Genomic DNA, 23,676 nt, shown 5'->3' on the forward strand with positions numbered 1-23,676 from the left:
AAGAACTCGTACCAGGAGCCGAACAGGGCGCGTTCACGCTCCACCAGCAGCGGCATCGGATCGGAGGCGGTGACCAGCTCCCGCAACGGATGGCGCGTCAACACCGCGTCCACCTCGGGAGACAGGGCTGCCGACAGGCGCTCGTCGACCGGCAGCGAGTCGTCGCCGAGGGCCCGCGCGGCGGCAAGGACAACGTTTCGCTCAGGTCCCTTCGGCACTCCGGCGGCCGCACGCTCGTACAGCTCGGCGCCCTCCTCCAGCACCAGCCCGGTGTCGGTCCCGGCCGGCAGCTTGACCGAGGCGGCGTGCCGCCAGGTCGCCAGCGGATGGCTCCAGGCCTCCACCTGGAAGGTCCAGTGGCCGGTCACGTCCGGAGTGATCTCCGCACCCCACACGTCACTGCCGGGGGACAGCTCCCGCATCGGCGTCCACGGGCCGCGCCGGCCCTCGGGATCGCGCAGGACCACGTCGGCGCCCACGGCATCGTGCCCTTCGCGGAACACGGTGGCCGTGACCCGGAAGGTCTCTCCGGCCACCGCCTTCGCCGGGCGCCTGCCGCACTCCACGGCCGGCCGGACGTCACGTACCGGTACGCGGCCGATGGCCGGGGTCCTGCGCATGTATCTCACCTCCGCCGTGCGCGAAGCCGGGCACCCGGCCCGGCTTCGCGATCCGAGAAGGGCCGACGCATGCCGGCCCCGTTGGGGAATGCCTTGTACGGTGCCAGGTCAGGGGCTTGGCGCCGTGGAACGCCGCTCCGATGGCGGCGCTCTTCTGGCCGACCGGCGTGACCGCGGCCGTCCGTCCTGCTCGCGCAGGTAGGTGACCAGATTGGTGTGCAGATAGCGCTCGGCGGCGTCCGCGGCCTCGCGGGCGCAGCGTTTGCCCATCAGTACGCACAGCGTGTAGCCCGAGTCCTCGAAGGTGACCCGGACCGTGCGGTCGTGGGGCGAGGCGAGCATCACGCGCTCCCACGCCCGGTAACGCCGCAGCGCCCGGGCCACTTCGGCCTTGGCGGGTAGCAGCATTGCCCTCTTCACCCTCCACGCTCTCGACTGGGCGCGTTCCCGACGGTCGGGTGGTGTCCGCGCGCGGAAGGGCACGGCACCGTTACGGCGATCGAGGCTTTCACTTATGGTGCACGGACGGCGACGCAGCGTCTTGTTGGATCTTCAACGAGAAGTGGGTGTCGTCGTCTCGTGTTGCACGAATGGCGTAGCCCCCGCACCGTGGAGGGTGACTCAGAAGCGATCAGCGCTCACGCTAGGTGTCCGGACCACTGTCCGGACCGGGCATCCGGGATCCCTCCCGGACGGGCGAGGGGAGCGAGAGCTTCGCCGGTGAGGAGCAAGCGACGATGAAGACCGCAGTGCCCTGCTACTACCACATCGACGTGGAAGTCAGCCCGGAACGGGTGGGACAGGTCAGCCGCATCCTGGCCGCCCACCTCCGCTACTGGGACCTCGAGAATCTCGCGGACCCCGTCTGCCGCGGCGCGGAACTGCTGCTGCGGGCGATCGACGAGCACGCCTCCGACAAGCGCACCTCCATCGAGATGTGGTGGAACGGCCAGCACCTGATCACCGCCTTCGGTGACGACGACCCGGATCTGCGCCCCGACCAGGACCTGCGGTCCTGCCTGGCGGACATCGCCGCCATGAGCGACGGCTGGGGCTGCTGCGCCTCCGACACCGGAAGCAAGATCATTTGGTTCTCGCAGCGTGCCCGCGCCGGTGAGCGCGTCCCGCTGGTGCCGACCGCCCCCGCGCCGACGCTGCGGCAGGGGCTGCAGGTGCCGCGCGAGGAGCGGGTGGCCGTACTGGCCGCGCCGGCCGGAGCCGTGGACGACGTCCTCCCCGCGCCGACCGCCGCGCTGGACGACGCCCTGGAGGGCTGCCGGTGACCGCCCGCAGGACCAGGAAAGGGCTGCCCGTGTGGAGCGGGCAGCCCTACCCGTTGGGTGCCGCGTTCGACGGAGAGGGCACCAACTTCGCTCTGTTCAGCGAGGTGGCCGAGCGGGTCGAGCTGATCCTCGTCGACGACGCCGGCAAGGAGACGCCCGTCCGGCTGCAGGAGGTCGACGGCTTCGTCTGGCACGCCTATCTGCCCGGCATCGCACCGGGCCGGCGCTACGGCTACCGGGTGCACGGACCCTGGCAGCCCTCGCTCGGCCACCGGTGCAACCCGAAGAAGCTGCTGCTCGACCCGTACGCCCGCGCGGTGGACGGCCAGATCGACAACCACGCCTCGCTGTACGAACGCTCCCCGGACGGCGCCGCACCCGCCGACAGCGCCGGGCACTCCATGCTGGGCGTCGTCACCGACCCGTACTTCGACTGGGGAGACGACCGCCCGCCGCAGACGCCGTACTCGGACTCGGTCATCTACGAGGCCCACGTGCGCGGCCTGACCCGCACCCACCCCGACGTCCCCGAGCGGCTGCGCGGAACCTACGCCGGCCTCGCCCACCCCGCCGTCACCGAGCACCTGACCACGCTCGGCGTGACCGCGGTCGAGCTGATGCCGGTGCACCAGTTCGTGCAGGACGGCGTCCTGCAGGACCGCGGCCTGTCCAACTACTGGGGTTACAACACCATCGGCTTCTTCGCCCCGCACAACGCCTACGCCGCCTTCGGCACGCGCGGCCAGCAGGTCGACGAGTTCAAGGCGATGGTGAAGGCGCTGCACGCGGCCGGCCTCGAAGTCATCCTCGACGTGGTCTACAACCACACCGCCGAGGGCAACGAGATGGGCCCCACGCTCTCCTTCCGGGGCCTCGACAACGCCTCCTACTACCGGCTGGTCGACGGCGACTGGGCGCACTACTACGACACCACCGGCACCGGCAACAGCCTGCTGATGCGGCACCCGTACGTCCTCCAGCTGATCATGGATTCGCTGCGGTACTGGGTCACCGAGATGCACGTCGACGGCTTCCGATTCGACCTCGCGGCCACGCTGGCCCGGCAGTTCCACGAGGTGGACCGGCTCTCGGCGTTCTTCGACCTGATCCAGCAGGACCCGGTGATCAGCCGCGTCAAGCTGATCGCCGAGCCCTGGGACCTGGGGGAGGGCGGCTACCAGGTGGGCAACTTCCCGCCGCTGTGGTCGGAGTGGAACGGCAAGTACCGCGACGCCGTACGGGACTTCTGGCGGGCCGAGCCCGGCTCGCTCGGCGAGTTCGCGTCCCGGCTGACCGGCTCCTCCGACCTGTACCAGCACAGCCGGCGCCGGCCCCGGGCGAGCGTCAACTTCGTCACCGCGCACGACGGATTCACACTGCGTGACCTCGTGTCGTACAACGACAAGCACAACGAGGCCAACGGCGAGGACAACCGGGACGGCGAGAGTCACAACCGGTCCTGGAACTGCGGTGTGGAGGGAGAGACGCGCGATGCCGCCGTCCTCGAACTGCGCGCCCGCCAGCAGCGCAACTTCCTGGCCACGCTGCTGCTGTCGCAGGGCATCCCGATGCTCTGCCACGGCGACGAACTCGGCCGCACACAGCGGGGCAACAACAACGCCTACTGCCAGGACAACGAGATCTCCTGGATCGACTGGGAGCTGACCGCGGAGCAGCGCAGCCTCGCGGAGTTCACCCGGCATGTCATCGCCCTGCGCGCCGCGCACCCCGTGCTGCGGCGGCGCCGCTTCTTCCGCGGCGAGACCGTGACCAACGCCAGACAGCCGCTGCCCGACCTGATGTGGCTCAGACCCGACGCCCGCGAGATGACCGGCCGGGACTGGCAGCGCGACGACGCGCACTCGGTGGGTGTGTTCCTCAACGGCGACGCCATCGCCGAACGGGACGCGCACGGGCGCCGGATGGTCGACGACTCCTTCCTGCTGCTCGTCAACGGCTACTGGGAGCCCGTCGACTTCCGGCTGCCCGACGACACCTTCGGCGAACGCTGGACGACCCTCGTCGACACCGCCGACCCGGACGGCATCCCCGACGAACGGGAGCGCAAGGCCGGCACGAAGCTGCGCGTGGAGGCACGCAGTCTGATCCTGCTGTCGCGTCCCTCGCGGGTGGCGAGCTGAGCACCTGGCCGCCCCCCGCCAGCGGTGGATCGTTCGGCGGTCCGCGGCCCCCGGGGACGCTCAGCGTGCCCGGTGCGACGTCACGGTGAACTGCGCGCCGTCCGGGTCGCGCAGGATCGCCTCGTCCTCGTCCTCGCTCAGCACACTGCCCCCGTGCTTCTCCGCCGCGCGGGCGCAGCCCGCGACGTCGGCGACGGCGAAGTGGACCTGCCAGTGCGGCCGGACGGAGGGGTCCGGGGCGGCCTCCACCGCGCCCGAGTCGATGCGGGCCACGGGTTCGCCCTGGCTGCGCAGCACCACCTCGCCGCCCTCGTAGTCCACCTCGCAGCAGCCCGCCAGCCCGGACGCCCAGTCGAGGATCTCGCCGTAGAAGATCGCGGAGTCGAAGGCGTCGCGGGTGTGCAGCCGGATGAACGTCGGTGACGCCCGCCGCCAGGCCTCCCAGTTGGAGACCAGTTCCCCCTGCCAGATACCGAAGGTCGCCCCGTCCCGGTCGGCCAGCAGCGCGGCACGGCCCGGTGGAAAGGACAGCGGCCCGACGGCAGCCGTACCGCCGCGCTCGCGGGCCCGGGCCACCGCCACATCGGCGTCCGGCACGGCGAAGTACGGCGTCCAGGCCACCGCCATCTGCCACATGGCGGCCACCGCGGCGATCCCGGCCACCGGCACCCCGTCCGCCAGCGCGATACGGAAGTGCTCGCCGAGCTTCGCGCCGCGCCAGCGCCACCCCAGGACGGCCGAGTAGAAGTCCTGGGTGGCCTCGAGGTCGCGGCTGGTCAGGCTCACCCAGCACGGGGCGCCGAAGACGGAGTGCGTGGAGACGACGTCGCGCCTCCGCGGTCCGCCACTGACGGGGGCTTTGTCGTTCATGGCAGTCGCGTCCTGCTCTCGGGGCCGGGCGGCCACCGGTCTGTCACCAGTGTCCGACCGAAAGGGGGTCGGATGCCTGTCGAGTACCCCCGGTGGCATCGGTCCAGGCCATCGACGACGATGGGGGCATGGCAGTGGGTGAACCCGAGCGCATCTCCGAGCTGGAGGCGGAAGTCGACCAGTTGAAGGAGGCCGTGACCTCGCACGCGGTCGTCGACCAGGCGATCGGGATGATGGTGGCCTGGGGGCGGGTGGCACCTGACCAGGGCTGGGAGGTGCTGCGGGAGGTCTCCCAGCACACCAACATCAAGCTGCGTTCCGTCGCGGAGATGATCCTCGTCTGGGGCCGCCGTGGCGAGATCCCGCCCGATGTCCGCGCCGAGCTCGAGGACGCCCTGGACCGCTATGGGCCCACCGAGGTTCCCGGGCAGGAATGAGTCCGGGCAGGAGAATGAGTCCGGGCGGGAAATGAGTCCGCCGGAAGGCCGCTGGTCGGTCCGTGCGGGCCCGGCGGTGGTCCGGCCCGGCGATGACCCGGCAGCGGTCACCGGGCCTCGGCGAGCAGTTCCTCGCGCAGCCGGTCGAAGCAGCCGCTGAGCAGCCGGGACACGTGCATCTGCGAGATGCCGAGCTGCTCGGCGATCCGGCTCTGCGTCATGCCCCGGAAGAACCGCAGGTAGAGGATGATGCGCTCGCGTTCCGGCAGCGCCTCGAGACACGGCTTGACGGCGGTCCGGTCGATCACGAGGTCGTACCCGGGGTCGGGTCCGCCGAGCGAGTCCCCGAGGGCGTAGCCGTCGGTGCCGGCCACCTCGGCGTCCAGAGACAGGGCGGAGAAGCACTCCAGCGCCTCCATGCCCGTACGTACCTCGTCCTCGCTGAGACGTGTGTACGCCGCGATCTCCGCCACGGTGGGCGCCCGCCCCGAGGTGGTCTGGGCCAGTTCCTTCGTGGCGGAACGGACCCGGTTGCGCAGGTCCTGGACGCGGCGCGGCACGTGAAGGGTCCACATGTGGTCGCGGAAGTGGCGCTTGATCTCACCGGTGATGGTTGGTACGGCGTAGGCCTCGAAGGCGCGGCCGCGTGCCGGGTCGTAGTGGTCGACGGCCTTCACCAGACCGAGAGCGGCCACCTGGTACAGGTCCTCCAGGGACTCCCCGCGGCCGCGGAACCGCACGGCGATCCGCTCCGCCATGGGCAGCCACAGCTGGACCAGCTCGTCACGCAGCGCCCGCCGCTCGGGGCCGTCGGGCAGCGTGGCCAGCCGTTCGAAGGAGTGCGTCGTGTCGGGCGCATCGTCGTGGGGATGTGATGTCGTGCTGCCGGTGACACGCATGGTGCGCACCTCTCTCAGCAGGTGCTTGATGTACAGACACCGTGGGAGGCGCGGGCGGACCGTGAACAGGACACCGGGGCGGCCCGCGAGGCGGGGTCCCACGGATGTGCCTCCGGTCCGAAGCACGTGGATTCCTTTTCCCGTTCTAGGGCATCCCGAAACAAATAAGTACAAACGGGATGCGATCGGATGGTCGCTTGACCTCCGCTTGGCAGGGCATTGCCTCTGTAGCAGAGGTAATCTTCCGGCATGGGATCCGAGACGGCGCAGCGCGCGGCAACGCAGTCCGAGGCCTTCCCCGGGGAACTCGCGGACGCGCTCGTGCGCGTTCAGCGACTGATCCGGCGACGACTGCGCGACGGGCTGAGCGTGCCCCGGATGCGGGGCGCCGAGGTCGAACTGCTGCGGCTGGTCGAGTCCCGGCCCGGCATCGGTGTCTCCGACGCGGCGAGGGCACTGCACCTGGCCGGCAACTCCGTGTCGACCCTGGTCAATCAGCTCGTCCGGGGCGGATACCTGCTCCGCGAGACCGACCCCGCCGACCGGCGCGCGGCACGCCTGCTGCTCACGGAAACCGCCGAGAAACGCCTCGGTGACTGGCAGCGGCGCCGGACGGAACTGGTCGGCCGGCACGTGTCCCGGCTCGACGACGCCGACCGGGAAGCCCTGCGCGCGGCCCTGCCGGCACTGCGCAAGCTGGCGGCCGGCCTGCACGAGGAGGCCGAGGAAGCATGACGGAGGTCCACCACCATGACCAGAGACACCGCCGGCCCGCCCGAGGACGCTGTGAGCGCGCCCGAGACGCCCGGCGACACCGTGGGCAGGGCCAAAACGCCCGAGGAGGCCGTGGGCGGGGCCGAGAGCGCGGATGACGTCGGGCGTGTGGTCGGCGGCGGGGGCGACACTGTGCGGCCGGTTGCCGGAGCGCCCGGCGAGGGCGTGGACGCGGCCGACGACGGCCCCTGTGGGCCTGTGCGGCCGGCGGGCGGTGCGGCCGGCGGTGTTGGGGGCGCGGGCCGCGGCTCTGGTGGGGTCGTGGGTTCGGGTGAGTGTCTTGATGATGCCGGGGGTGTGGTCGGCCGCCAGGGGGACGTTGCCGGCGCCGCCACGGCCTCCTTGGCGCCCGCCCCAGCAGTCGGCGACGCCACTGCCGCCGGAGCGCCCGCCGGGGCCCCCGCGCCGCTCGCCGATGCCGCGCCCGCCCCGGTCGCCGATGCCGCGCCCGCCCCGGTCGCCGATGCCGCGCCCGCGCCGGTCGCCGATGCCGTCAGCTGCGTTCAGCTGGCCTACGCCTTCGGTGACACCACCGCCGTCGACGGGCTCGATCTCGCGGTCCGGGAGGGCGAGGTGTTCGGGCTGCTCGGGCCCAACGGTGCCGGCAAGACCACGGCCATCCGCTGCGTCACCACACTCCTGCCGGTGCCCGCGGGCATGGTCCGGGTCTTCGGACACGACGCCGCCAAGGACCGGATGGCGGTGCGCCGCCTGCTCGGCTACGTCCCGCAGCAGCTGTCCGCCGACAGCGGACTCACCGGGCGCGAGAACGTCTCCCTGTTCGCCCGCGTCTTCGACGTACCCCGCCGCGAGCGGGCCCCGCGGGTCGCCCAGGCGCTGGCGGCCGTCGGTCTCGCCGATGCCGCCGACCGGCTCGCGGGGACGTACTCCGGCGGCATGGTCCGCCGGCTGGAACTGGCCCAGGCCCTGGTCAGCGCGCCTCGGCTGCTGATCCTCGACGAGCCCACCATCGGTCTGGACCCGATCGCCCGCACCGGCGTCTGGGAGCACATCAACGCCGTCCGCGCGGCCACCGGGATGACCGTCCTCGTCACGACCCACTACATGGACGAGGCCGACCAGTACTGCGACCGGGTCGGCCTGATGCACCGCGGCCGCATCCGCGCCCTCGGCACCCCGGCCGAGCTGCGCCGGGGCCTGGCCGAACGCCGGGACGCCGCCACCCTGCCCACGCTGGAGGACGTCTTCCGCGACGTCGCCGGCAGCAGCCTCGACGACAACTCCGGAGGAGGTTTCCGCGATGTCCGCAGCACCCGCCGCACCGCGCGCCGTGTCGGCTGACCGCACCCCCGGCCGCGGCACCGACCTGCTGCTCAGCCCGCCCGTCCCGCGGGCCGGCTGGCGGCTGCTGCCCGCCCGCGTGGTCGCCATGTGCGCCGTCGAGCTGCAGAAGCTGCGGCACGACCGGACCGAGCTGTACACCCGCGCGGTCCAGCCCGCCCTGTGGCTGCTGATCTTCGGCCAGACCTTCACCCGGATACGGGCGATACCCACCGGCGGCGTCCCGTACATCGACTTCATGGCGCCCGGCATCATCGCCCAGTCGGCGATGTTCATCGCGATCTTCTACGGCATCCAGATCATCTGGGAACGCGACGCCGGCATCCTGAACAAGCTGCTCGTCACCCCGACCCCCCGCTCGGCACTGATCACCGGCAAGGCGTTCGCCGCCGGGGTGAAGTCGCTGGTCCAGGCGATCGTCGTCATCGTGATCGCCGCGGTGCTCGGCGTGGCCCTCACCTGGAACCCGCTGAAGCTGCTCGGCGTCGCCGCCGCCGTGGTGCTCGCCTCCGTCTTCTTCTCGTGTCTGTCGATGACCATCGCGGGCATCGTCCTCAGCCGCGACCGGCTGATGGGCTTCGGGCAGGCGATCACCATGCCGCTGTTCTTCGGCTCCAACGCCCTGTACCCCGTCTCGGTGATGCCGGGCTGGCTCCAGGCCGTCAGCAAGGTCAACCCGCTGAGCTACCAAGTCGACGCCCTGCGCGGGCTGCTGCTCGGCACCCCCGCGCACCTCGGTGCCGATTTCGCCGTCCTCGCGGTGGCCGCCGCGCTCGGCATCACCGCGGCTTCGTCGCTGCTCGGCCGCCTGGCCCGGTGATCTTGTCGTGGACGTGATGTGCGGCACGCACCCGGACCGCGCCGGGCGGCGCCCCGAGGGAGTTCTTCCTGGGCAGCGCTTGATCACCGATCAAAGCGGGCGAACCCCCTGGCCACAGCGCATTCTGCTCATTTGACAGTGCACTCGGCGCACAGATAGACAGCAGCTCTCGAAGGTCGAGAGGGGCACTGTGTACGAGCCGAACGTGGTCGGGGACTGGCACGAGTACGACGAGCATGCCGGTCTGCGGGTCCGCGTCCACCGCCTGGAGGCGGCGGAGCCGCCGCGCGGACGCGACGACGCCGCCGTGGGGCTGACGTACTTCAGCGTCCGGGTGACGGTCGAGAACCGCGGCGCGCAGCCCTTGGGGATCCACGTGGAGGACGGTCAGATCGACGTCCGGGTCGGTCCCGACGGCGAGGGCGCCTTCATCGACTGGCGCAACTCCCAGTTCATCGAGGGCTTCGACGTCTACCCGCTGCGCCGGGCCACCGCCGTGCTCTACGCGGCCGCCCCCGAGGCCGCCCTGGCCCATGTGGACGTACAGGTGCAGCTGCGGGTGGACGAAGAGTGGGCGGACCGTCGGCTGTGGACGGGCGGCATCGGCGTCCTGGACGCGACCGCTGCGGCCACGCCCGCCGGCACCGGGCAGCACAGCCTGGCCCACCAGGTCAGCGCCTTCCTCAAGGACCAGACGGAGCCCGGCACCGCCTGACACGGGCGGCCGGGCCCTTCACGGGCCCGCACGAAGCGGTCGTACCACTGCGGTGTCCGGAGCCCTCGTACCAGCCGCGGGTCCGGTACGGAGCCGTCGTACGACCCGTACCGGACGTACGGTCAGTGCGGGATGCCGTCGATGATCTCCCGCGCGCCCTGCCGCAGCAGCGCCACCGCGACCGAGGTGCCGAGCGTGGCCGGGTCCAGCCGGCCCGCCCACTCGTGGGCGTTCAGCCGCGTCTTGCCGTCCGGAGTGAACACACAGGCCCGCAGCGACAGTTCCCCGCTGCGGTCCACGCGCGCGTACCCCGCGATGGGGCTGTTGCAGTGGCCCTGCAGCACATGCAGGAACATCCGCTCGGCCGTCGCCTCCCGATGGGTGTCCGGGTCGCCCAGTCCGCTGACGGCGTCGATCACATCGGCGTCGTCCTCCCGGCACTGAAGGGCGAGGATGCCGGCGCCGATCGGCGGCATCATCTCCTCCGTCGACAGCACCTCGCTGATCACGTCCGTGCGGCCGATCCGCTCCAGTCCGGCCACCGCCAGCAGCAGCGCGTCCGCCTCCCCGGCGGCCAGCTTCTCCAGCCGGCGGTTGTCGTTGCCGCGGAACGGCACACACTCCAGGTGCGGGCGGGTGGCGGCCAGTTGGGCCACGCGGCGCACCGAGGAGGTGCCGATCCGGGTTCCGGCCGGCAGCTCGTCCAGGGTGAGGCCGCCCGGGTGAACGAGCGCGTCGCGGATGTCGTCCCGCTTCAGGAACGCGGCGAACACGGTCCCCGCGGGCAGCGGCCGGTCGGCGGGCACGTCCTTGACGCAGTGGACCGCGAGATCGGCCTCCCCGGCCAGCAGGGCCGCGTCGACCTCCTTGGTGAACGCCCCCTTGCCCTCGACCCTGGACAGATCGCCGAGCCACTTGTCGCCGGTGGTCTTCACCGCAACCACCTCGGTGCGCACTCCCGGGTGCAGCACGGCCAACTCGGCTCGGACCCGCTCGACTTGGGCCAGGGCCATGGGTGAGTCGCGGGAGACGATACGGATCAGTTCGGGAACCGGCATGGGCACACGATAGACCCCACCGCCTCAGCCGGCGTCCCCGGGCAGATCCGCCGCCGACTCCTCCGGCGTGAGATCCGGACGCAGCCGCAGCCAGGACGGCTGACGCAGCATTCCCGCCCGGGTACGGGTGCTGTAGCTGACCTCGCCCACCAGCCGGGGCAGTACCCAGCGGGCGTCCCCGATCCGGGGCGCCGGCCGGAAGGGGCACCGGTCGCTCGCTGCGTCCCGGAGCAGCGCCGCCAACTCCACCCGTTCGGGCTCGCTCCAGCCGGTGCCCACCCCGCCGACGTACCGCAGCCGGCCGCCCGCGTCGCGCTGACCGACCAGGACCGCGCCAGGCAGCCCGGCGAGCCGCCCCTTGCCGGGCAGCCAGCCACCGATGATCACGTCCTCGGCCCGCATGTTCCGGATCTTGATCCAGGCACGGGAGCGGACCCCGGGCTCGTACACCGAGTCCAGCCGCTTGCACACCAGGCCCTCCAGGCCGTGCTCCCTGGTCGCCGCGAGCGCCTGTCGGCCATGCCCGGTGACCGCACCCGGCGTCGACCAGTACGGCCCGGCCAGGCCCAGCTCCGCCAGCCGGGCCCGGCGCCGTACGTACGGCTGCCGTACCAGGGACTCCTCGAGGTGGGGCACGTCGAACAGCACCAGGTGCACCGGCACCTGGGCGGCCCGGCGCGCCGCCCGGGCGGGGGCGTGCGCGAGGCCCATCCGGCTCTGCAGCAACTGGAAGTCGGCCCGGCCCTGTTCGTCGAGGGCCAGCACCTCGCCGTCCAGGACGGCGGGCGTGCCGCCCAGCGCGCCGCCGAGCGGGCGCAGCTCGGGATAGGCGGCGGTGATGTCCTCGCCCGAGCGGGCGCGCAGCAGCACACTCCCGTCGCCGGGCAGATAGACCATCACCCGCTGGCCGTCCTGCTTGGTCTCGTACGCCCACCGCTCGTCCTGCGCGGCGGGCGGCAGGGTGCCGGGAGTGGCGAGCATCGGCGCGATCAGCGGCAGGGTCACGGCGGTCACGGCTGAAGGTCTCGACCGCACCCGGCAGCCTCACGCACCCTCGGCCGACGGTTCGCCTGAACGGGCCCCGCGCCGCCCGGGCGCGGTGCGCGGACGGGCGAGCGCCGCCCGCACCCGGCGGTGTCCGGTGTCGTCCGGGGGACCGGCACGGCTTCAGCAGGGGTGTGGCGCGAGCCGGCGCGGCGGATCGTCAGCTCCGTCACCCCTCGGCGCCGGCTTCTCGACCTGCCGCGCGAGCGTCAGGACCGCGGGCCCGGGTGGCGGGGCCGGCGTGCGTCGCAGGCTTCTTCGGCTGGACCTCGCCGCCCCGGACGAGGACCCGGGGCGGTGCGCGGGAAAGACCGCCGCGGGGCGGTGCACAGTCCCGGAGCGGTGGTGAGCATGGCGCGCAGGACGGCGCGGGCCGAGCAGGTGAGCGCGACGCGGGAGGCGATCCTGAGCGCGGCGGAACGGCTGTCCGCCGAGCACGGCGTGTACGCCGTCTCCAACCGCCAGGTGAGCGAGGCCGCCGGCCAGGGCAACAACGCGGCGGTCGGCCACCACTTCGGCACCAAGGCCGACCTGGTCCGCGCGGTGGCCCGCCGGCACGCGGAACCCATCGAGGCGCTCAGGCAGCGGGCCCTCGCCACGGCCGCCGGCTCCACCGACGTACGCGACTGGGTCGACTGCCTGGTGTGCCCGGTGGCCGAGCATCTGGCCGGGCCGGCAGCCCCACTGGTACGCACCGTTCTGCGCCCAGGTGATGACCGACCCGGCGCTGCACGAGATCATGGTCGCGCGGTCCGTGACCTCGCCGGCGCTGCCGCAGACGATCGAGGGGCTGAACCGCGCCCTCCAGGAGCTGCCGACCGAGGTGCGCGCCGAACGCGGCCAGAGGGTCCGCCTGCTGATCCTGCACACCTGTGCCGAGCGGGAACGGGCCCTCGCCCAGGGCGCCCCGACCCCGCGCGCCACCTGGTCAAAGGCCGCCGCCGGCCTCGCGGACGCGATCGGGGCCTGTGGCTGGCTCCGGTCGGCCGCCCACCTCGTGCGCACCGGCGCCCGCCGACCCTCCGCGCGACGACCCGGCTGCGCCATCCCGTGGTCCGGTCCGCGGGCGGGGCGGGCTGGGCGGTGTCAGGGGGATCGGGGCGGTCTGACCCAGCCCAGGGACCGTTCGACGGCCCGCTGCCAGTTGTCGTACTCCGACTCGCGCAGCCCGGGGTCCATGCCGGGCAGCCACTGGCCGGCCCGGTGCCAGTTGCGGCGCAGCACTTCCAGATCGGGCCAGTAGCCGGCGGCCAGCCCGGCCGCATAGGCGGCGCCGAGGGAGACCGTCTCGGCCACCATGGGCCGCACCACCGGCACGTCGAGCACGTCGGCCACGAACTGCATGAGCAGGTTGTCGGCGGTCATGCCGCCGTCCACCTTGAGCTGCTGCAGGGAGACCGAGGAGTCGGCGTTCATGGCGTCGACGACCTCCCGGGTCTGCCATCCGGTGGCTTCCAGCACGGCACGCGCCAGGTGCCCCTTGGTGATGTACGAGGTGAGACCGACGATGACCCCGCGTGCGTCGCTGCGCCAGCGGGGCGCGAACAGACCCGAGAACGCGGGGACGATGTAGCACCCGCCGTTGTCCTCCACCGTCCGCGCGAGCGTCTCGATCTCCGGGGCACTGCTGATCAGGCCCAGCCGGTCCCGGAACCACTGGACGAGTGCGCCGGTGACGGCGATCGACCCCTCCAGGGCGTAGGCCGGCTCGTGGTCCCCGATCTTGTACGCGACGGTGGTGAGCAGCCCGTGGCGGGAGCGCACCAGTTCGCTGCCGGTGTTGAGCAGCAGGAAGCTGCCGGTGCCGTACGTGCACTTGGCCTCGCCCGGGGCGAAGCAGGTCTGGCCGAAGAGGGCGGCCTGCTGGTCGCCGAGGGCGGCCGTGATCGAGACGCCGGGCAGCAGCGCGCGGGCCTCCCCGTACGGCTGCGCGGACGGCCGGATCTCGGGCAGCATCGCGCGCGGCACCCCGAAGAAGGCCAGCAGCTCGTCGTCCCAGGCGAGCGTGCGGATGTTCATCAGCATGGTGCGGCTGGCGTTGGTCACGTCGGTGATGTGCAGGCCGTTTTCGGTGCCCCCGGTGAGATTCCAGATCAGCCAGCTCTCCATCGTCCCGAACAGCACCTCGCCGTCCTCTGCGCGCTGCTCGACGCCCTTGACGTGGTCGAAGAGCCATCGGATCCGCAGTGCGGAGAAGTAGGTCGAGGGCGGCAGGGCGCACCGCTCCTGGAAGAACGCCTCCCCGGGGCGCTGGACGAGGTCGTCGACGAGCGGCGCAGTGCGGGTGTCCTGCCAGACGATGGCCCGGCCCAGCGGGGCACCGGTCCGCCGGTCCCAGAGCACCGTCGTCTCGCGCTGGTTGGCCAGGCCGATGGCGGTGACCTGCCCCCTGTCGACGCCGGCGTCGGAGAGCGCCTCGGGCACGATGTGCCGCAGGTTCTGCCATATCTCCACGGCGTCGTGCTCGACCCAGCCGGGCCTGGGGAAGTGCTGCTGGTGCTCCTTCTGCGTGACCGAGACCAGCCGCCCACGGTGGTCGAACAGTATGCATCGGGTCGAGTTGGTGCCCTGATCGATGGACATTACGTACCGTTCAGCCATGATCGGGTCTGCCTTCCGACGGATCGAGGGGCGGCTGTCCTGGCCTACCAGCGGGCGGCTCCCAGATCTCTGGAGATCGCCCGCGCGGCTTCCCGGATCAGCGTGATCAGAGTCGGGCGGGGGCGGCCCTGGCTGTCGCAGATCCGCTCGACCGGCCCGGACAGCCCGATCGCGCCGACGACGAGGCCGCCGTGCCCACGGATCGGCGCGGCGATGCCGGCCTCGCCCATGCTCATCTCCTGTGTCTCGGCGGCCCATCCGACCTCCCTGACCTCCGCGAGCGCCCGGGCGAGCTGCTCGGGATCGACCAGGGTGTGCCGGGTGTACGCCTCCAGATCCCGCTCCCGGGACGGCTCGACACTCGCTGTCCCGTACGCCAGCAGCACCTTGCCCAGCGAGGAGGCGTGCAGCGGCAGCAGCGAGCCGACGTCCAGGGTCTGGAAGGTGTCGTCCGGCCGGAACACGTGGTGGACGATGAGCACGCTGCCCTCCAGGGGGGTGCCGAGGCGCACCGCCTCGCCGCTGCGGGCGGCCAGGGCGTCGGCCCAGTTGAGGGAGCGCGAGCGCAGCTCGTTGACGTCGAGGTAGCTGGTGCCGAGGTGCAGCAGGGCGGCCCCGAGCTGGTACTTTCCGGTCGCGGCGTCCTGCTCCACGAAGTCCACGTGCTGGAGCGTGCGCAGAATCCCGTGGGCGGTGCCCTTCGCGAGCCCCAGCGAGGCCGCCACCTCGCCCAGACCGAGACGGCGGGGCCCGCCTGCGAGCAGACGCAGGATCGCCGCCGCCCGTTCGATCGACTGGACCGGGCCGGCCATGAAGCGAGCCTATTACCGGGACGGACCCCGTGCCCGTGGGACGGACGCCCCGTGCGTTCGGTAATGCCGACCGTCGTTCATTGACCGGCCCGATTTGTCTCCATAGCGTGCAGTACAGCCCGGGAATGCGCCCGACGGACGACGGCGCCGGACCCCGGCCGTACACACCACCGGGAGAGAACTATGGCGGCACAGCTCAAGACGCTGCTCCAGGCGGCATACGAACACGTGTGTCCGGTGCCGCCCGTCGCCGGTGCCGTCTCTGCCGTACGGCGTCGCGCGGCGGCGGTCCTCGCCGACTGGAGCGTCAGTCCGGACCTCAAGGAGGACGCACTGCTCGTGGTCTCGGAGCTCGTCACGAACGCGATCGTGCACGCCCGGCCCCCGGCCGTGCTACGGCTGTCGTGGGTGCAGGGCGACAGCGGGCGCGCCCTGCGCATCGAAGTCACCGACGCGGGCCCCGCCTTCCCCGTGCCCCGGTCCCTCATCGGCATCGACCCCGACGAGCACGGCAGGGGCGAGACGATCGTGCACGCCCTGGCGACTCGCCACGGCACACGCACCCACCTCGGCGAGGTGACGCGCTGGGCCGAACTCGTCGCGCCCTAGAACGCCGCCTCGCACATCGACGGCGCGTACGCCGGCTCGTCCGCGGTCCTCTTGCGGAGCAGCAGCAGTGCGGCGTCGTCGTGCAGTCGCCCGCCCACGTGCTCCAGGAGCTCGTCGTGCAGCGCGGTGAGGGTGTGCGCCGGCTCGTCGCACACATGGCGGGCCACCCCTTCGCCCAGCGGATAGAACGCACGCGTGTGGTCGCGGGCCTCGGTCACCCCGTCGGTGTAGAGCAGCAGCTGGTCTCCGACCGCGAAGGCAAGACGCTGCAGGCGGGGTGCCTGGCCCGAGAGGGCGCGCAGTCCGAGGGGCGGAGCGGGACGGCTGGGCTCCACCGCCGCGACCTCTCCGGAGGCGGAAATCAGCAGGGGCGGCGCATGTCCGCAGTTCACGATCTCCAGGTGTCCCGACGGGGGGTACCCGGCGACCACCGCGGTGACGAAGTCGTCGGCACCGAGGTTGCGCGCCAGGCTCCGCTCGATCCTCGCGACGACGCCGAGCAGGTCGGGCTCGTCGTGGGCGGCCTCGCGGAACACACCGAGCACGAGTGCGGCGGTGCTCACGGCGGGCAGCCCCTTGCCGCGTACGTCGCCCACGATCAGCCTGATCCCGTGCGGCGTGGGCAGCAGGGCGTAGAGGTCTCCGCCGATTCGTGCCTCCGCCGCAGCGGCGCTGTAGCGGACGGCCACCTGGAACGGGCCGACGGTGTCCGCGACGGGCTGGAGCAGGGCGTGCTGGGCGGCCTCGGCGACCGAGCGCACGGCGGCGAGGACCCGCTCGCGGCGGACGCGCAGCGCGCTGGCCAGACCGCTCGCCACGGTGACGGCCAGCAGGGCGGTCACCACGCCCGCCGGCTCGCGCACGGGGGCCGCGTGCCCGATGGCCAGCGTCACGCCCATCGCCACGGCGAGGGCGCCGACGCAGGCCACGCCACGCGGCCCGTTCGTGGAGGCCGCCAGCGCGGGTCCGGCCGCCAGCAGCGGCAACCAGGGCATGGCCGCCCCGGACGCGACGTCCAGGAGCGCCACGACGGCGACGACCAGGACCGGCAGCAGGTGCCGTGCCGCGGCCGGCTGCCCGGCCGTACGCCGGTGAACCGATTGCCGGACGCCGGTGACGCGGTTCCTGAAGCGCCGCATTGGTACATGGTCGCCGTCGTGGTGTCCGACCTGGCTCATGATGGGTCCGCAGTCCTCGCCTGTACGGGGTGTTCACCCGGAATGTCCGTTTCCACCATCAAAGGGGCAGAGTGAGCACAGCCACAAGGAGTGGCTTTTCAGATAGTGAGCGAGAGGCTCCTGGTCACCCGGGACGCGACGGTGAGCAGCCGTTCCCGTATCTCCTCCAGCCGGTCCTGCCGCTCCACCGGCAGGGAGACGCCGAGCGAACCGAGCGTGCTCCCACGGTGGACGGGCACGGCGACGCACACGGTGCCGAGTGTGTACTCCTCGAGGTCCGTGACGGCCGGTGCCAGGGGCGGTGCCGCGATCCGGCGGAGCAGTTCGGGAGCGCTGGTGATCGTGCGCGGTGTCAGTGCGGCGAGATGGTGCCTGGACAGATAGTCCTGGCGCGCCTCGTCGTCCAGCTCGCGCAGCACGGACTTGCCCAGGGCGGTGGCGTGTCCGGCGTCCTCGAAACCCACCCAGAGGTCCACCCGGGGTGTGCGGGGGCCGTCCACGATTTCGGCCACCCTGATCTCGCCTTCCTCGTAGAACGTGAGGTAGGCGGCGGCGGACAGCTCGTCCCGCAGGGCGGCCAGTGCCGGGCGCACACGGCTGAGCAGTGTCTGGGTCCGGCCCGAGCCGGCCGCGTGCAGCGAGTTCAGCTTGTCACCCAGGACGAAGCCGCCGTCGTCCAGCTTCCGCACGTACCCGTCGTGCACGAGGGTGCGCAGCAGGTGATAGGCGGTGGCCAGCGGCAGCCCCGTCTCGCGGGCCAGCTGCTTCGCCGGCGCGCCGTTCGCGTGCGCGCTCACCGCCTCCAGCAGGCGAAGGGCCCGCTGCACGGACGTGATGAGCGTAGGGCCGTCCTGAGCACCCATAGGACCAGACTGCGCCCGGGCGACCGGCCCGGGCAACGCCGGGTCGCAACACGGCCCGGCCCAGCCCCTCCTCGGCGAGCGCCCCCGCCGCCGTCCTCGGCCCGCGGCCCGCGGGCGGCGGGCGGCGGCCCTGCGCCACCGCCTGTTCCCCGTCCCGCCGGGGGCGCGCGGCGGGCGGGACGAGTGCCGCGATGACGGTGCCGGTCCTGGTCGGCGGTGCGTGCCGGCGGTGATCACCGGCTCCGCGGTGTGTCGGGGGTGCTCATCGGCTCAGCGGTGCGTGCCGGCCGTGGTCACCGGCTCAGCGGTGCGTGCCGGCGATACTCACCGCGTTGGCCACCACGACAGCCCCGATCCCCGCGCACTCCGCAAGGCCCGTGCTCTGCCCGAGCACCAGCCGGCCGACCACGGCGGCCAGCACGGGGTTGACGCTCATGAAGAGACCGAAGCTCCGGGCCGGCACTCTGCGCAGGGTGAACAGGTCGGCGAGGTACGGCACGGCCGACGAGAGCACACCCGCCGCCACCGCGCACAGCAGGGCCATGGCCGTCGGCGGATGCCGTAGGGCGACGGCGGTACCGATCGGCAGGAAGGTCAGCGCGGACACGCACGCGGCCGCCGCCGAGCCCTGCGCACCGGGAATGCGACGCCCGACGACCCGGTTGAGCAGGATGTACGAGGCCCAGCAGCAGGCGGCCACCAGGCCCAGCCCCATGCCCAGGTAGTCGGTGGACGGTCGAGGGCGCATCAGCACGACGACTCCGGCGGCCGCCAGCACCGCGCACCCGGCGTCCAGCCGGCGGCGCGAGGCGGCCAGCGCGATGGTGAGCGGGCCCAGGAACTCCAAAGTCACCGCGAGCCCCAGACCGACCCGGTCGATCGCGCTGTACAGGGTCAGGTTCATCGTGCCGAAGACCCCGGCGAGCAGCAGCACCGGCCACCACTGCCGCCAGGTGAAGGCCCACGGACGGGGCCGGGCGACGGCCACCAGGACGAGCGCCGCGACGTACTGACGTACCGCCACCACTCCGAGGGGCCCGAGGACCGGGAAGGCCAGCGAACCGATCGCCGCGCCGGTCTGGTTGGACAGGCCGCTGCCGAACATGGTCGCCACGCCCGCCGACCGCCCCGGCGCGGGGCCGGGAAGCGCCGAGGACACCGTGGCCGGGGGATGATCGAGGACTCGCCGCACCCCTGCAGCATCCGCCCGCCCCCTGTGTGCGCAAAATGCATGCGCTCAACGATCTATACGCTGATCGTATGGATGACGTCGAGCTCCGGCAGCTGCGCTGCCTTGTCGCCATCGTCGACGAGGGCAGCTTCACCGACGCGGCGATCGCGCTGGGGGTGTCCCAGGCGACCGTCTCCCGCACCCTGGCGGGGCTCGAACGAACCCTGGGTGTGCGGCTGCTGAGGCGCACCTCGCGCGAGGTGACCCCGACGGCGACCGGACTGCGGGTGGTGGCGCGGGCCCGGCGGGTGCTGGCGGACGTCGCCGACCTGGTCCAGGAGGCCGCCTGCGGGCACTCCCGGCTGCGCATCGGCTACGCGTGGTCGGCGGTCGGCCGCCACACCGTCGCCTTCCAGCGGCGCTGGACCACCGAGCATCCCGGGTCCGATCTGCACCTGGTCCGCGTCAACACGCCGTCCGCCGGTCTCGGTGAAGGGACCTGCGATCTGGCGGTGGTGCGCCGGCCTCTGCAGGACCGCCGGTTCGACACGGCCATCGTGGGCCTGGAGCGGCGCCTGTGTGCGATGGCCGCTGACGATCCGCTGGCCAGGCGCCGGTTCGTGCGGCTCGCCGATCTCACCGGCCGGATCCTCCTGGTCGACCGGCGCACCGGCACGACCACGCCCGAACTCTGGCCGCCGGCGTCCCGGCCCACCGTCGAGGAGACGCACGACGTGGACGACTGGCTCACCGTCATCGCCGCCGGTCACGGCATCGGCGTCACCGCGGAGGCGACCGCGCACCAGTATCCGCGGCCCGGCGTCGTCTACCGGCCGGTGCGCGACGCCGAGCCCGTCGCCGTACGGCTCGCCTGGTGGCGCGACGATCCGCACCCGGCCCTGCAGGCGGTCCTCGAACTGCTCAGTGAGCTGTACCGGGCGGTCTGAGAGCCGTCTCGGCACGGCGATGCCGTCCCTCGCACGCGGCGCCGCGCGTGCGTTCCGCGTACGTCACCCCTGCCGCTCCGGCTCCACGTCCAGGCCGGTGCAGGCCAGCTCCCCGCCCACGTCCGCACACGCCTCCACGCCCCGTGGCGAGGTCACCGACAGCATCGGGCTGCTGTCGCCGGCGGAGTCGTCCGCCGGATAGCTGGCCGACAGCACGTCCTGCCCGGCCCGCACCGACACCTCATGGGCCCGGGGTGACCGCAGTCGAACCTCCGACCAGGCGGTTCTGCAGGCGGGCGAGTAGTGCAGCCGCACGGTGTAGACGGGGCCGGTGACCGTGCTGGTGGTCCGCGCGTCCCGGGCGCACGCCGACGCGTCGGGCAGTTCGCCCTGGCAGGTCCGGCCGTGACAGCGGGGCGCCGCCGACAGGGTCTGGGCGGCGGGGGCGGTGCCCGGCCGCGCGGACAGGGCGACAGCGGCGGCGGCCACCGCCGTCGCCGCGCCGCACAGTGCCAGCACGGAGAGCGGAAGCCAGGAAGGAAGCCACGACGGGAGCCGCCCGGGAGGCCAGGGCGCGAGCCGGCCGAGCCGCCGCCTGGGCCCGGCTGCCTCGGGCGCGGCCGAGGGCGGGGGCGTCTCGGCCGCCTCCCACAGCGTCAGTACGGCTGCCGGGTCGGCGCCGGCGAGCCGGCAGAGCGCCTCCACGGCCGGCCTCGGCGGCGGCGTGCCGCCGGACAGATAGCGGTGCCACGCGGACTTGCTGTAGGGGGTGCGCGCGGCCAGCGCCGCCAGGCTCAGCCCCGTCCGGTCCTTGAGCTCGCGCAGTCCCACCACCAGAGGCTCGTCCGGCGTTGTCGGTGCTTGGGGGTGCCGCATCGTGCGTCCTCGACTCCCTTTCCGCTATGGGCGGTTTCGCCCCTGTTGCCGGAATGGCTTCCCACGAGTGCTGCGACTGCAACACGCGATGAGGTAGGAGGAAGGTGAGGCGCGAAAATACCGAAGGCCCGTTCGGGGGTCGTCGAACGGGCCTTCGGTGACTGGGTGGTGCCGCGGTGCCGCGCCGTCAGCACCAGGGCAGGGCGCGGCCGGCGCGCACGTAGTGCGCCGAGACGTAGCCCGCGTGGTGCCGCAGCCGGTACCAGATGCGGTCGCCGTGCACCGCGGAGCCGAGCGTCTTGCAGGTGAGCCCCAGGATCCGGCCCGGGCGCCGGTGGCCGATCACCCGGTAACCGGTGCCCGGACCCGAGCGGACGTTCAGCCGGGCGTGCCGGGTGGCGACGCGACCGGTGGCGGGCGTGACGAGGCGGTACGTCACCCGCTCCCCGGCGAGGCGGTACTGCAGGCGGTACGGCGCCGCGCCGGTGGTGATGCGGAAGGTGATCGTCCGCGGGGCGAATCGGTACGCCGCTCCCCGGTGTGCGAAGCGGCCGGTGCGGTACAGGCGGTGCGCGTGGTGCCTGCGGAGGTGGAAGCGGTACTCGGTGTACCCGCGGTGGTGGTGGGCGTCGTACTGGCTGACGGCGCCGGGCGCCGGGCGCAGGGCGGTGGCCTCGGCCGCGGTGGCGCCGGCCGCGGTGGGCAGCAGCACGAGCACCGCGACCGCGGCCAGCAGACCGCTCTTGAGAGTCCGTCGGATCATGGCAACCTCCGGCTGTCGTTCTCGTGATCACGAGCAGCGATCACGACAGCCAGCGTTTCCGTGACGGGCCGTCAGGATGCCGTCCCGCTGTCCCCGGGGACGGGCGGGACGTCCCGCGGGACGGGCGTGCGGGCTGCGGCTCGGGCCCCGCTGGTCGGCGGGGCGGGCGCGTGCCACCGTCCTTCCCGTCCGGGCGGAGATCCGGGCGATGCGTCAGAGCGTCTCGGCGAAGACGACGGTCCGCTCCTTCAGCAGCGGGAACACCGTTCCCCGGATCAGCTCCGCGAAGTGCTCCGTCTCCTTGTGCGCCTCGAAACCGGCGCGGTCCCTGTAGCGCTCGTACACCATGAACGCCCCCGGCCGGTCGACGACCTCGTGCGCCTCGTACGCGAGGTTCGCGGGTTCCGACGACGCCAGTTCGCGCATCTTGCGCAGCGCGTCGCGCACGGTGTCGGCGTCGGTGGGGTCGCACTGGTACTGGGCTACGGCGGCGAAGGCCATGGAATGCTCCGGTCTGCGAGACGGTGGTAGTGGCGCCGATTCCAGCAGCTTCCGCCGGTGAGCGGCCTGTGCGACACGCGCCGGACGGCCGCGGGCGCGGTCCGTCGGCCGGTGGGCGGGGGAAGTCCCGTGCGCCGGTGGCCATGGCGTCCGTGAGCCGTACGCGCGTCCGGCACGTCGGCTGCCGGGCCCGTCGGTACGAGTGGCTGTCGGCGCCGGCCGGCGTGCCGGTGGACCGGGTGGCGGTCGCCTTGCTGCGGCAGGTCGCCGTTTCCCGACCGCTGCGGCCGGGGCGGCCGGCGCAGCGCGTGGTGAGCGCGGGTCCGGTGGTGGTCCGGCAGGGGGCGCGGAACCAGCAGCCGCAGGGGGCCGGCCGCGTCAGGCGCGTCCCGCACCTCACGTGCAGCCTGACACCCGCGTGTTCGGCAATGGGTCACCCCCGCGCCTACCGTCCAGTAATATCCGGCGGCAGGTCACCAGAGGAGGAACCGTGCCCCGGTCCGAACGCTCACCCCTGCTGCTCGCCGGCCTGCTGGCCGCGGCGGGGGTCGCCCACTTCGCCGCCCCGCGGCGCTTCGACGCCATCGTTCCGCGCGCGTTGCCGGGCTCGCCCCGGACATGGACGTACGGCAGCGGGGCCGTGGAGCTCGCCCTGGCGGCCGGGATCGCCGCGCCACGGACGCGCGCGGTCGCCGCCAAGGCGGCAGCGGCCTTCTTCGTCGGAGTCTTCCCGGCGAACGTGCAGATGGCCGTGGACTGGCGGCACCGGCCCGCGTCGCTGCGGACCGCCGCCCTCGCACGGCTGCCCCTGCAGGTGCCCCTGGTGCTGTGGGCGCGGGGAGTCGCACGGAACGAGGAGGGACGGTCGTGACGGAACGCATCGAGGTCGGGGACAAGGTCGAGGACTTCGCCCTGCCCGACGAGACCGGCACCCCCCGCCGGCTCAGCGAGCTGCTGGCCGACGGGCCGGTGGTGCTCTTCTTCTACCCGGCCGCGCTCACCCCGGGCTGCACCGCGGAGGCCTGTCACTTCCGCGACCTCGCCACCGAATTCGCCGCCGTGGGCGCCCGGCCCGTCGGCATCAGCGGCGACAGCGTGGACAAACAGCAGGAGTTCACCGGCCGGCACGGCCTCGGCATGCCGCTGCTCTCCGACGCCGACGGCACGGTCCGCGAGCGCTTCGGCGTCCGGCGCGGTTTCTCCCTCGCCCCCACCAAGCGCGTCACCTTCGTGATCGCCCGGGACCGCACGGTGCTGGAGATCGTCCGCAGCGAACTGCGCATGAACACCCACGCCGACCGGGCACTGGAGGCTCTGCGCGCCCACCAGGGCTGATCGACTCCGGCCCGCGCCGACCGGGCCGGAGCGTCCCCGTGCTTGATGTACCGGGGC

25 protein-coding genes and 1 pseudogene are annotated in these 23,676 nt (G+C 72.9%); 12 read left to right on the top strand and 14 right to left on the bottom strand.

The genetic code is table 11. From position 1 onward, the window contains the following. Positions 1 to 620: maltotransferase domain-containing protein (locus ABZ919_RS39825; RefSeq protein ID WP_361258670.1), on the bottom strand; the 620-nt coding region annotated here is incomplete at its 3' end. Between the two features lie 108 nt (positions 621 to 728). Then, a complete protein-coding gene (locus ABZ919_RS39830; protein WP_361258673.1) occupies positions 729 to 1,028 on the bottom strand; it encodes a DUF5133 domain-containing protein in 300 nt (99 codons plus the stop codon). Between the two features lie 329 nt (positions 1,029 to 1,357). Here ABZ919_RS39830 and ABZ919_RS39835 point away from each other — a divergent pair, with 329 nt between their 5' ends. Together ABZ919_RS39835 and glgX are read left to right on the top strand one after the other, a co-directional pair. Beyond that, positions 1,358 to 1,903: a pep a2 gene (locus ABZ919_RS39835; protein WP_361258676.1), complete on the top strand. Its 546-nt coding sequence runs from the start codon at positions 1,358 to 1,360 to the stop codon at positions 1,901 to 1,903. Next, on the top strand, positions 1,900 to 4,044 hold the full coding sequence (gene glgX, locus ABZ919_RS39840; RefSeq protein ID WP_361258678.1) for a glycogen debranching protein GlgX: 2,145 nt from the start codon (positions 1,900 to 1,902) through the stop codon (positions 4,042 to 4,044). The genes ABZ919_RS39835 and glgX overlap by 4 nt, the downstream gene beginning before the upstream one ends. A 60-nt stretch (positions 4,045 to 4,104) precedes the next feature. On the opposite strand, the gene ABZ919_RS39845 is transcribed toward glgX, so the two are convergent. Next, a complete protein-coding gene (locus ABZ919_RS39845; RefSeq protein WP_361258681.1) occupies positions 4,105 to 4,914 on the bottom strand; it encodes a VOC family protein in 810 nt (269 codons plus the stop codon). A gap of 128 nt (positions 4,915 to 5,042) precedes the next feature. Between ABZ919_RS39845 and ABZ919_RS39850 the strand changes: the two genes are divergently transcribed. After that, entirely contained in the window at positions 5,043 to 5,351 is a 309-nt protein-coding gene (locus ABZ919_RS39850) for an ANTAR domain-containing protein (protein WP_361258684.1), read from the top strand. 107 nt (positions 5,352 to 5,458) lie between these two features. On the opposite strand, the gene ABZ919_RS39855 is transcribed toward ABZ919_RS39850, so the two are convergent. Beyond that, a complete protein-coding gene (locus tag ABZ919_RS39855; protein ID WP_361258757.1) occupies positions 5,459 to 6,250 on the bottom strand; it encodes an RNA polymerase sigma factor SigF in 792 nt (263 codons plus the stop codon). Positions 6,251 to 6,499: 249 nt separating this feature from the next. On the opposite strand from ABZ919_RS39855, the gene ABZ919_RS39860 reads away from it, so the two are divergent. The 4 genes from ABZ919_RS39860 to ABZ919_RS39875 all read left to right on the top strand — a co-directional run bounded on the left by ABZ919_RS39860 (position 6,500) and on the right by ABZ919_RS39875 (position 9,861). Beyond that, the gene (locus ABZ919_RS39860; RefSeq protein WP_361258687.1) at positions 6,500 to 6,985 is read left to right on the top strand and encodes a MarR family transcriptional regulator; all 486 of its coding nucleotides are present in this window, start codon (positions 6,500 to 6,502) and stop codon (positions 6,983 to 6,985) included. Positions 6,986 to 7,531: 546 nt separating this feature from the next. Next, positions 7,532 to 8,326: an ATP-binding cassette domain-containing protein gene (locus tag ABZ919_RS39865; RefSeq protein WP_361258760.1), complete on the top strand. Its 795-nt coding sequence runs from the start codon at positions 7,532 to 7,534 to the stop codon at positions 8,324 to 8,326. Continuing rightward, positions 8,286 to 9,146 (top strand): ABC transporter permease, encoded by an 861-nt coding sequence (locus tag ABZ919_RS39870; RefSeq protein WP_361258690.1) that lies wholly within the window; start codon positions 8,286 to 8,288, stop codon positions 9,144 to 9,146. The genes ABZ919_RS39865 and ABZ919_RS39870 overlap by 41 nt, the downstream gene beginning before the upstream one ends. A gap of 190 nt (positions 9,147 to 9,336) precedes the next feature. Then, positions 9,337 to 9,861, top strand: a complete 525-nt coding sequence (locus tag ABZ919_RS39875) for a hypothetical protein (protein WP_361258693.1) — start codon at positions 9,337 to 9,339, stop codon at positions 9,859 to 9,861. A 122-nt stretch (positions 9,862 to 9,983) separates the two neighbouring features. Here the strand turns inward: ABZ919_RS39875 and hemC are convergent, their stop codons facing one another. Then, positions 9,984 to 10,925, bottom strand: a complete 942-nt coding sequence (gene hemC, locus ABZ919_RS39880; protein ID WP_361258696.1) for a hydroxymethylbilane synthase — start codon at positions 10,923 to 10,925, stop codon at positions 9,984 to 9,986. Positions 10,926 to 10,943: 18 nt separating this feature from the next. Then, positions 10,944 to 11,924: an ATP-dependent DNA ligase gene (locus ABZ919_RS39885; RefSeq protein ID WP_361258763.1), complete on the bottom strand. Its 981-nt coding sequence runs from the start codon at positions 11,922 to 11,924 to the stop codon at positions 10,944 to 10,946. A 390-nt stretch (positions 11,925 to 12,314) separates the two neighbouring features. On the opposite strand from ABZ919_RS39885, the pseudogene ABZ919_RS39890 reads away from it, so the two are divergent. Beyond that, a pseudogene (locus ABZ919_RS39890) lies at positions 12,315 to 12,947 on the top strand (helix-turn-helix domain-containing protein); the annotation flags it as partial. 102 nt (positions 12,948 to 13,049) lie between these two features. On the opposite strand, the gene glpK reads toward ABZ919_RS39890, so the two are convergent. Together glpK and ABZ919_RS39900 are read right to left on the bottom strand one after the other, a co-directional pair. Continuing rightward, complete coding sequence (glpK, locus tag ABZ919_RS39895) at positions 13,050 to 14,564, bottom strand: glycerol kinase GlpK (RefSeq protein ID WP_361258699.1); 1,515 nt, start codon at positions 14,562 to 14,564, stop codon at positions 13,050 to 13,052. 44 nt (positions 14,565 to 14,608) lie between these two features. Further along, positions 14,609 to 15,376 carry an IclR family transcriptional regulator gene (locus ABZ919_RS39900; RefSeq protein ID WP_361258702.1) on the bottom strand — a complete coding sequence of 256 codons (768 nt, stop codon included), beginning with the start codon at positions 15,374 to 15,376 and terminating at the stop codon, positions 14,609 to 14,611. Positions 15,377 to 15,559: 183 nt separating this feature from the next. On the opposite strand from ABZ919_RS39900, the gene ABZ919_RS39905 reads away from it, so the two are divergent. After that, entirely contained in the window at positions 15,560 to 15,985 is a 426-nt protein-coding gene (locus ABZ919_RS39905; protein ID WP_361258705.1) for an ATP-binding protein, read from the top strand. Here the strand turns inward: ABZ919_RS39905 and ABZ919_RS39910 are convergent. From ABZ919_RS39910 to ABZ919_RS39920, 3 genes are all read right to left on the bottom strand, one after another. Beyond that, on the bottom strand, positions 15,982 to 17,124 hold the full coding sequence (locus ABZ919_RS39910) for a PP2C family protein-serine/threonine phosphatase (RefSeq protein WP_361258708.1): 1,143 nt from the start codon (positions 17,122 to 17,124) through the stop codon (positions 15,982 to 15,984). The two genes, ABZ919_RS39905 and ABZ919_RS39910, sit on opposite strands and share 4 nt — an antisense overlap. A gap of 137 nt (positions 17,125 to 17,261) precedes the next feature. Further along, the gene (locus tag ABZ919_RS39915; protein WP_361258711.1) at positions 17,262 to 18,026 is read right to left on the bottom strand and encodes an IclR family transcriptional regulator; all 765 of its coding nucleotides are present in this window, start codon (positions 18,024 to 18,026) and stop codon (positions 17,262 to 17,264) included. Positions 18,027 to 18,327: 301 nt separating this feature from the next. Then, complete coding sequence (locus ABZ919_RS39920; RefSeq protein ID WP_361258766.1) at positions 18,328 to 19,140, bottom strand: EamA family transporter; 813 nt, start codon at positions 19,138 to 19,140, stop codon at positions 18,328 to 18,330. A 146-nt stretch (positions 19,141 to 19,286) separates the two neighbouring features. Between ABZ919_RS39920 and ABZ919_RS39925 the strand changes: the two genes are divergently transcribed. Further along, positions 19,287 to 20,144 carry a LysR family transcriptional regulator gene (locus ABZ919_RS39925; RefSeq protein ID WP_361258714.1) on the top strand — a complete coding sequence of 286 codons (858 nt, stop codon included), beginning with the start codon at positions 19,287 to 19,289 and terminating at the stop codon, positions 20,142 to 20,144. A gap of 63 nt (positions 20,145 to 20,207) precedes the next feature. On the opposite strand, the gene ABZ919_RS39930 is transcribed toward ABZ919_RS39925, so the two are convergent. The 3 genes from ABZ919_RS39930 to ABZ919_RS39940 form a co-directional block, all read right to left on the bottom strand. Beyond that, positions 20,208 to 21,020, bottom strand: a complete 813-nt coding sequence (locus ABZ919_RS39930) for an XRE family transcriptional regulator (protein WP_361258717.1) — start codon at positions 21,018 to 21,020, stop codon at positions 20,208 to 20,210. Between the two features lie 187 nt (positions 21,021 to 21,207). Continuing rightward, positions 21,208 to 21,783 carry a hypothetical protein gene (locus tag ABZ919_RS39935; RefSeq protein ID WP_361258720.1) on the bottom strand — a complete coding sequence of 192 codons (576 nt, stop codon included), beginning with the start codon at positions 21,781 to 21,783 and terminating at the stop codon, positions 21,208 to 21,210. A 213-nt stretch (positions 21,784 to 21,996) separates the two neighbouring features. Continuing rightward, complete coding sequence (locus ABZ919_RS39940) at positions 21,997 to 22,284, bottom strand: antibiotic biosynthesis monooxygenase (protein ID WP_361258723.1); 288 nt, start codon at positions 22,282 to 22,284, stop codon at positions 21,997 to 21,999. Positions 22,285 to 22,774: 490 nt separating this feature from the next. Between ABZ919_RS39940 and ABZ919_RS39945 the strand changes: the two genes are divergently transcribed. Beyond that, positions 22,775 to 23,155, top strand: a complete 381-nt coding sequence (locus ABZ919_RS39945; RefSeq protein ID WP_361258725.1) for a hypothetical protein — start codon at positions 22,775 to 22,777, stop codon at positions 23,153 to 23,155. Next, positions 23,152 to 23,619, top strand: a complete 468-nt coding sequence (locus tag ABZ919_RS39950) for a peroxiredoxin (RefSeq protein WP_361258728.1) — start codon at positions 23,152 to 23,154, stop codon at positions 23,617 to 23,619. Before ABZ919_RS39945 ends, ABZ919_RS39950 begins: the two co-directional genes overlap by 4 nt. Positions 23,620 to 23,676 lie beyond the last annotated feature (57 nt).

Origin of the sequence: Streptomyces sp. NPDC046759 (assembly GCF_040645475.1) — a bacterium.
In the GTDB taxonomy this organism is placed as follows: Bacteria; Actinomycetota; Actinomycetes; order Streptomycetales; family Streptomycetaceae; genus Streptomyces.

Bases quoted from the DNA above. Each gene is read 5' to 3' on its own strand.
- ABZ919_RS39830 (WP_361258673.1), bottom strand. From the start codon at position 1,028: ATGCTGCTACCCGCCAAGGCCGAAGTGGCCCGGGCGCTGCGGCGTTAC.
- ABZ919_RS39835 (WP_361258676.1), top strand. From the start codon at position 1,358: ATGAAGACCGCAGTGCCCTGCTACTACCACATCGACGTGGAAGTCAGC.
- ABZ919_RS39845 (WP_361258681.1), bottom strand. From the start codon at position 4,914: ATGAACGACAAAGCCCCCGTCAGTGGCGGACCGCGGAGGCGCGACGTC.
- ABZ919_RS39850 (WP_361258684.1), top strand. From the start codon at position 5,043: ATGGCAGTGGGTGAACCCGAGCGCATCTCCGAGCTGGAGGCGGAAGTC.
- ABZ919_RS39855 (WP_361258757.1), bottom strand. From the start codon at position 6,250: ATGCGTGTCACCGGCAGCACGACATCACATCCCCACGACGATGCGCCC.
- ABZ919_RS39860 (WP_361258687.1), top strand. From the start codon at position 6,500: ATGGGATCCGAGACGGCGCAGCGCGCGGCAACGCAGTCCGAGGCCTTC.
- ABZ919_RS39870 (WP_361258690.1), top strand. From the start codon at position 8,286: ATGTCCGCAGCACCCGCCGCACCGCGCGCCGTGTCGGCTGACCGCACC.
- glpK (WP_361258699.1), bottom strand. From the start codon at position 14,564: ATGGCTGAACGGTACGTAATGTCCATCGATCAGGGCACCAACTCGACC.
- ABZ919_RS39900 (WP_361258702.1), bottom strand. From the start codon at position 15,376: ATGGCCGGCCCGGTCCAGTCGATCGAACGGGCGGCGGCGATCCTGCGT.
- ABZ919_RS39905 (WP_361258705.1), top strand. From the start codon at position 15,560: ATGGCGGCACAGCTCAAGACGCTGCTCCAGGCGGCATACGAACACGTG.
- ABZ919_RS39910 (WP_361258708.1), bottom strand. From the start codon at position 17,124: ATGCGGCGCTTCAGGAACCGCGTCACCGGCGTCCGGCAATCGGTTCAC.
- ABZ919_RS39915 (WP_361258711.1), bottom strand. From the start codon at position 18,026: ATGGGTGCTCAGGACGGCCCTACGCTCATCACGTCCGTGCAGCGGGCC.
- ABZ919_RS39925 (WP_361258714.1), top strand. From the start codon at position 19,287: ATGGATGACGTCGAGCTCCGGCAGCTGCGCTGCCTTGTCGCCATCGTC.
- ABZ919_RS39930 (WP_361258717.1), bottom strand. From the start codon at position 21,020: ATGCGGCACCCCCAAGCACCGACAACGCCGGACGAGCCTCTGGTGGTG.
- ABZ919_RS39935 (WP_361258720.1), bottom strand. From the start codon at position 21,783: ATGATCCGACGGACTCTCAAGAGCGGTCTGCTGGCCGCGGTCGCGGTG.
- ABZ919_RS39940 (WP_361258723.1), bottom strand. From the start codon at position 22,284: ATGGCCTTCGCCGCCGTAGCCCAGTACCAGTGCGACCCCACCGACGCC.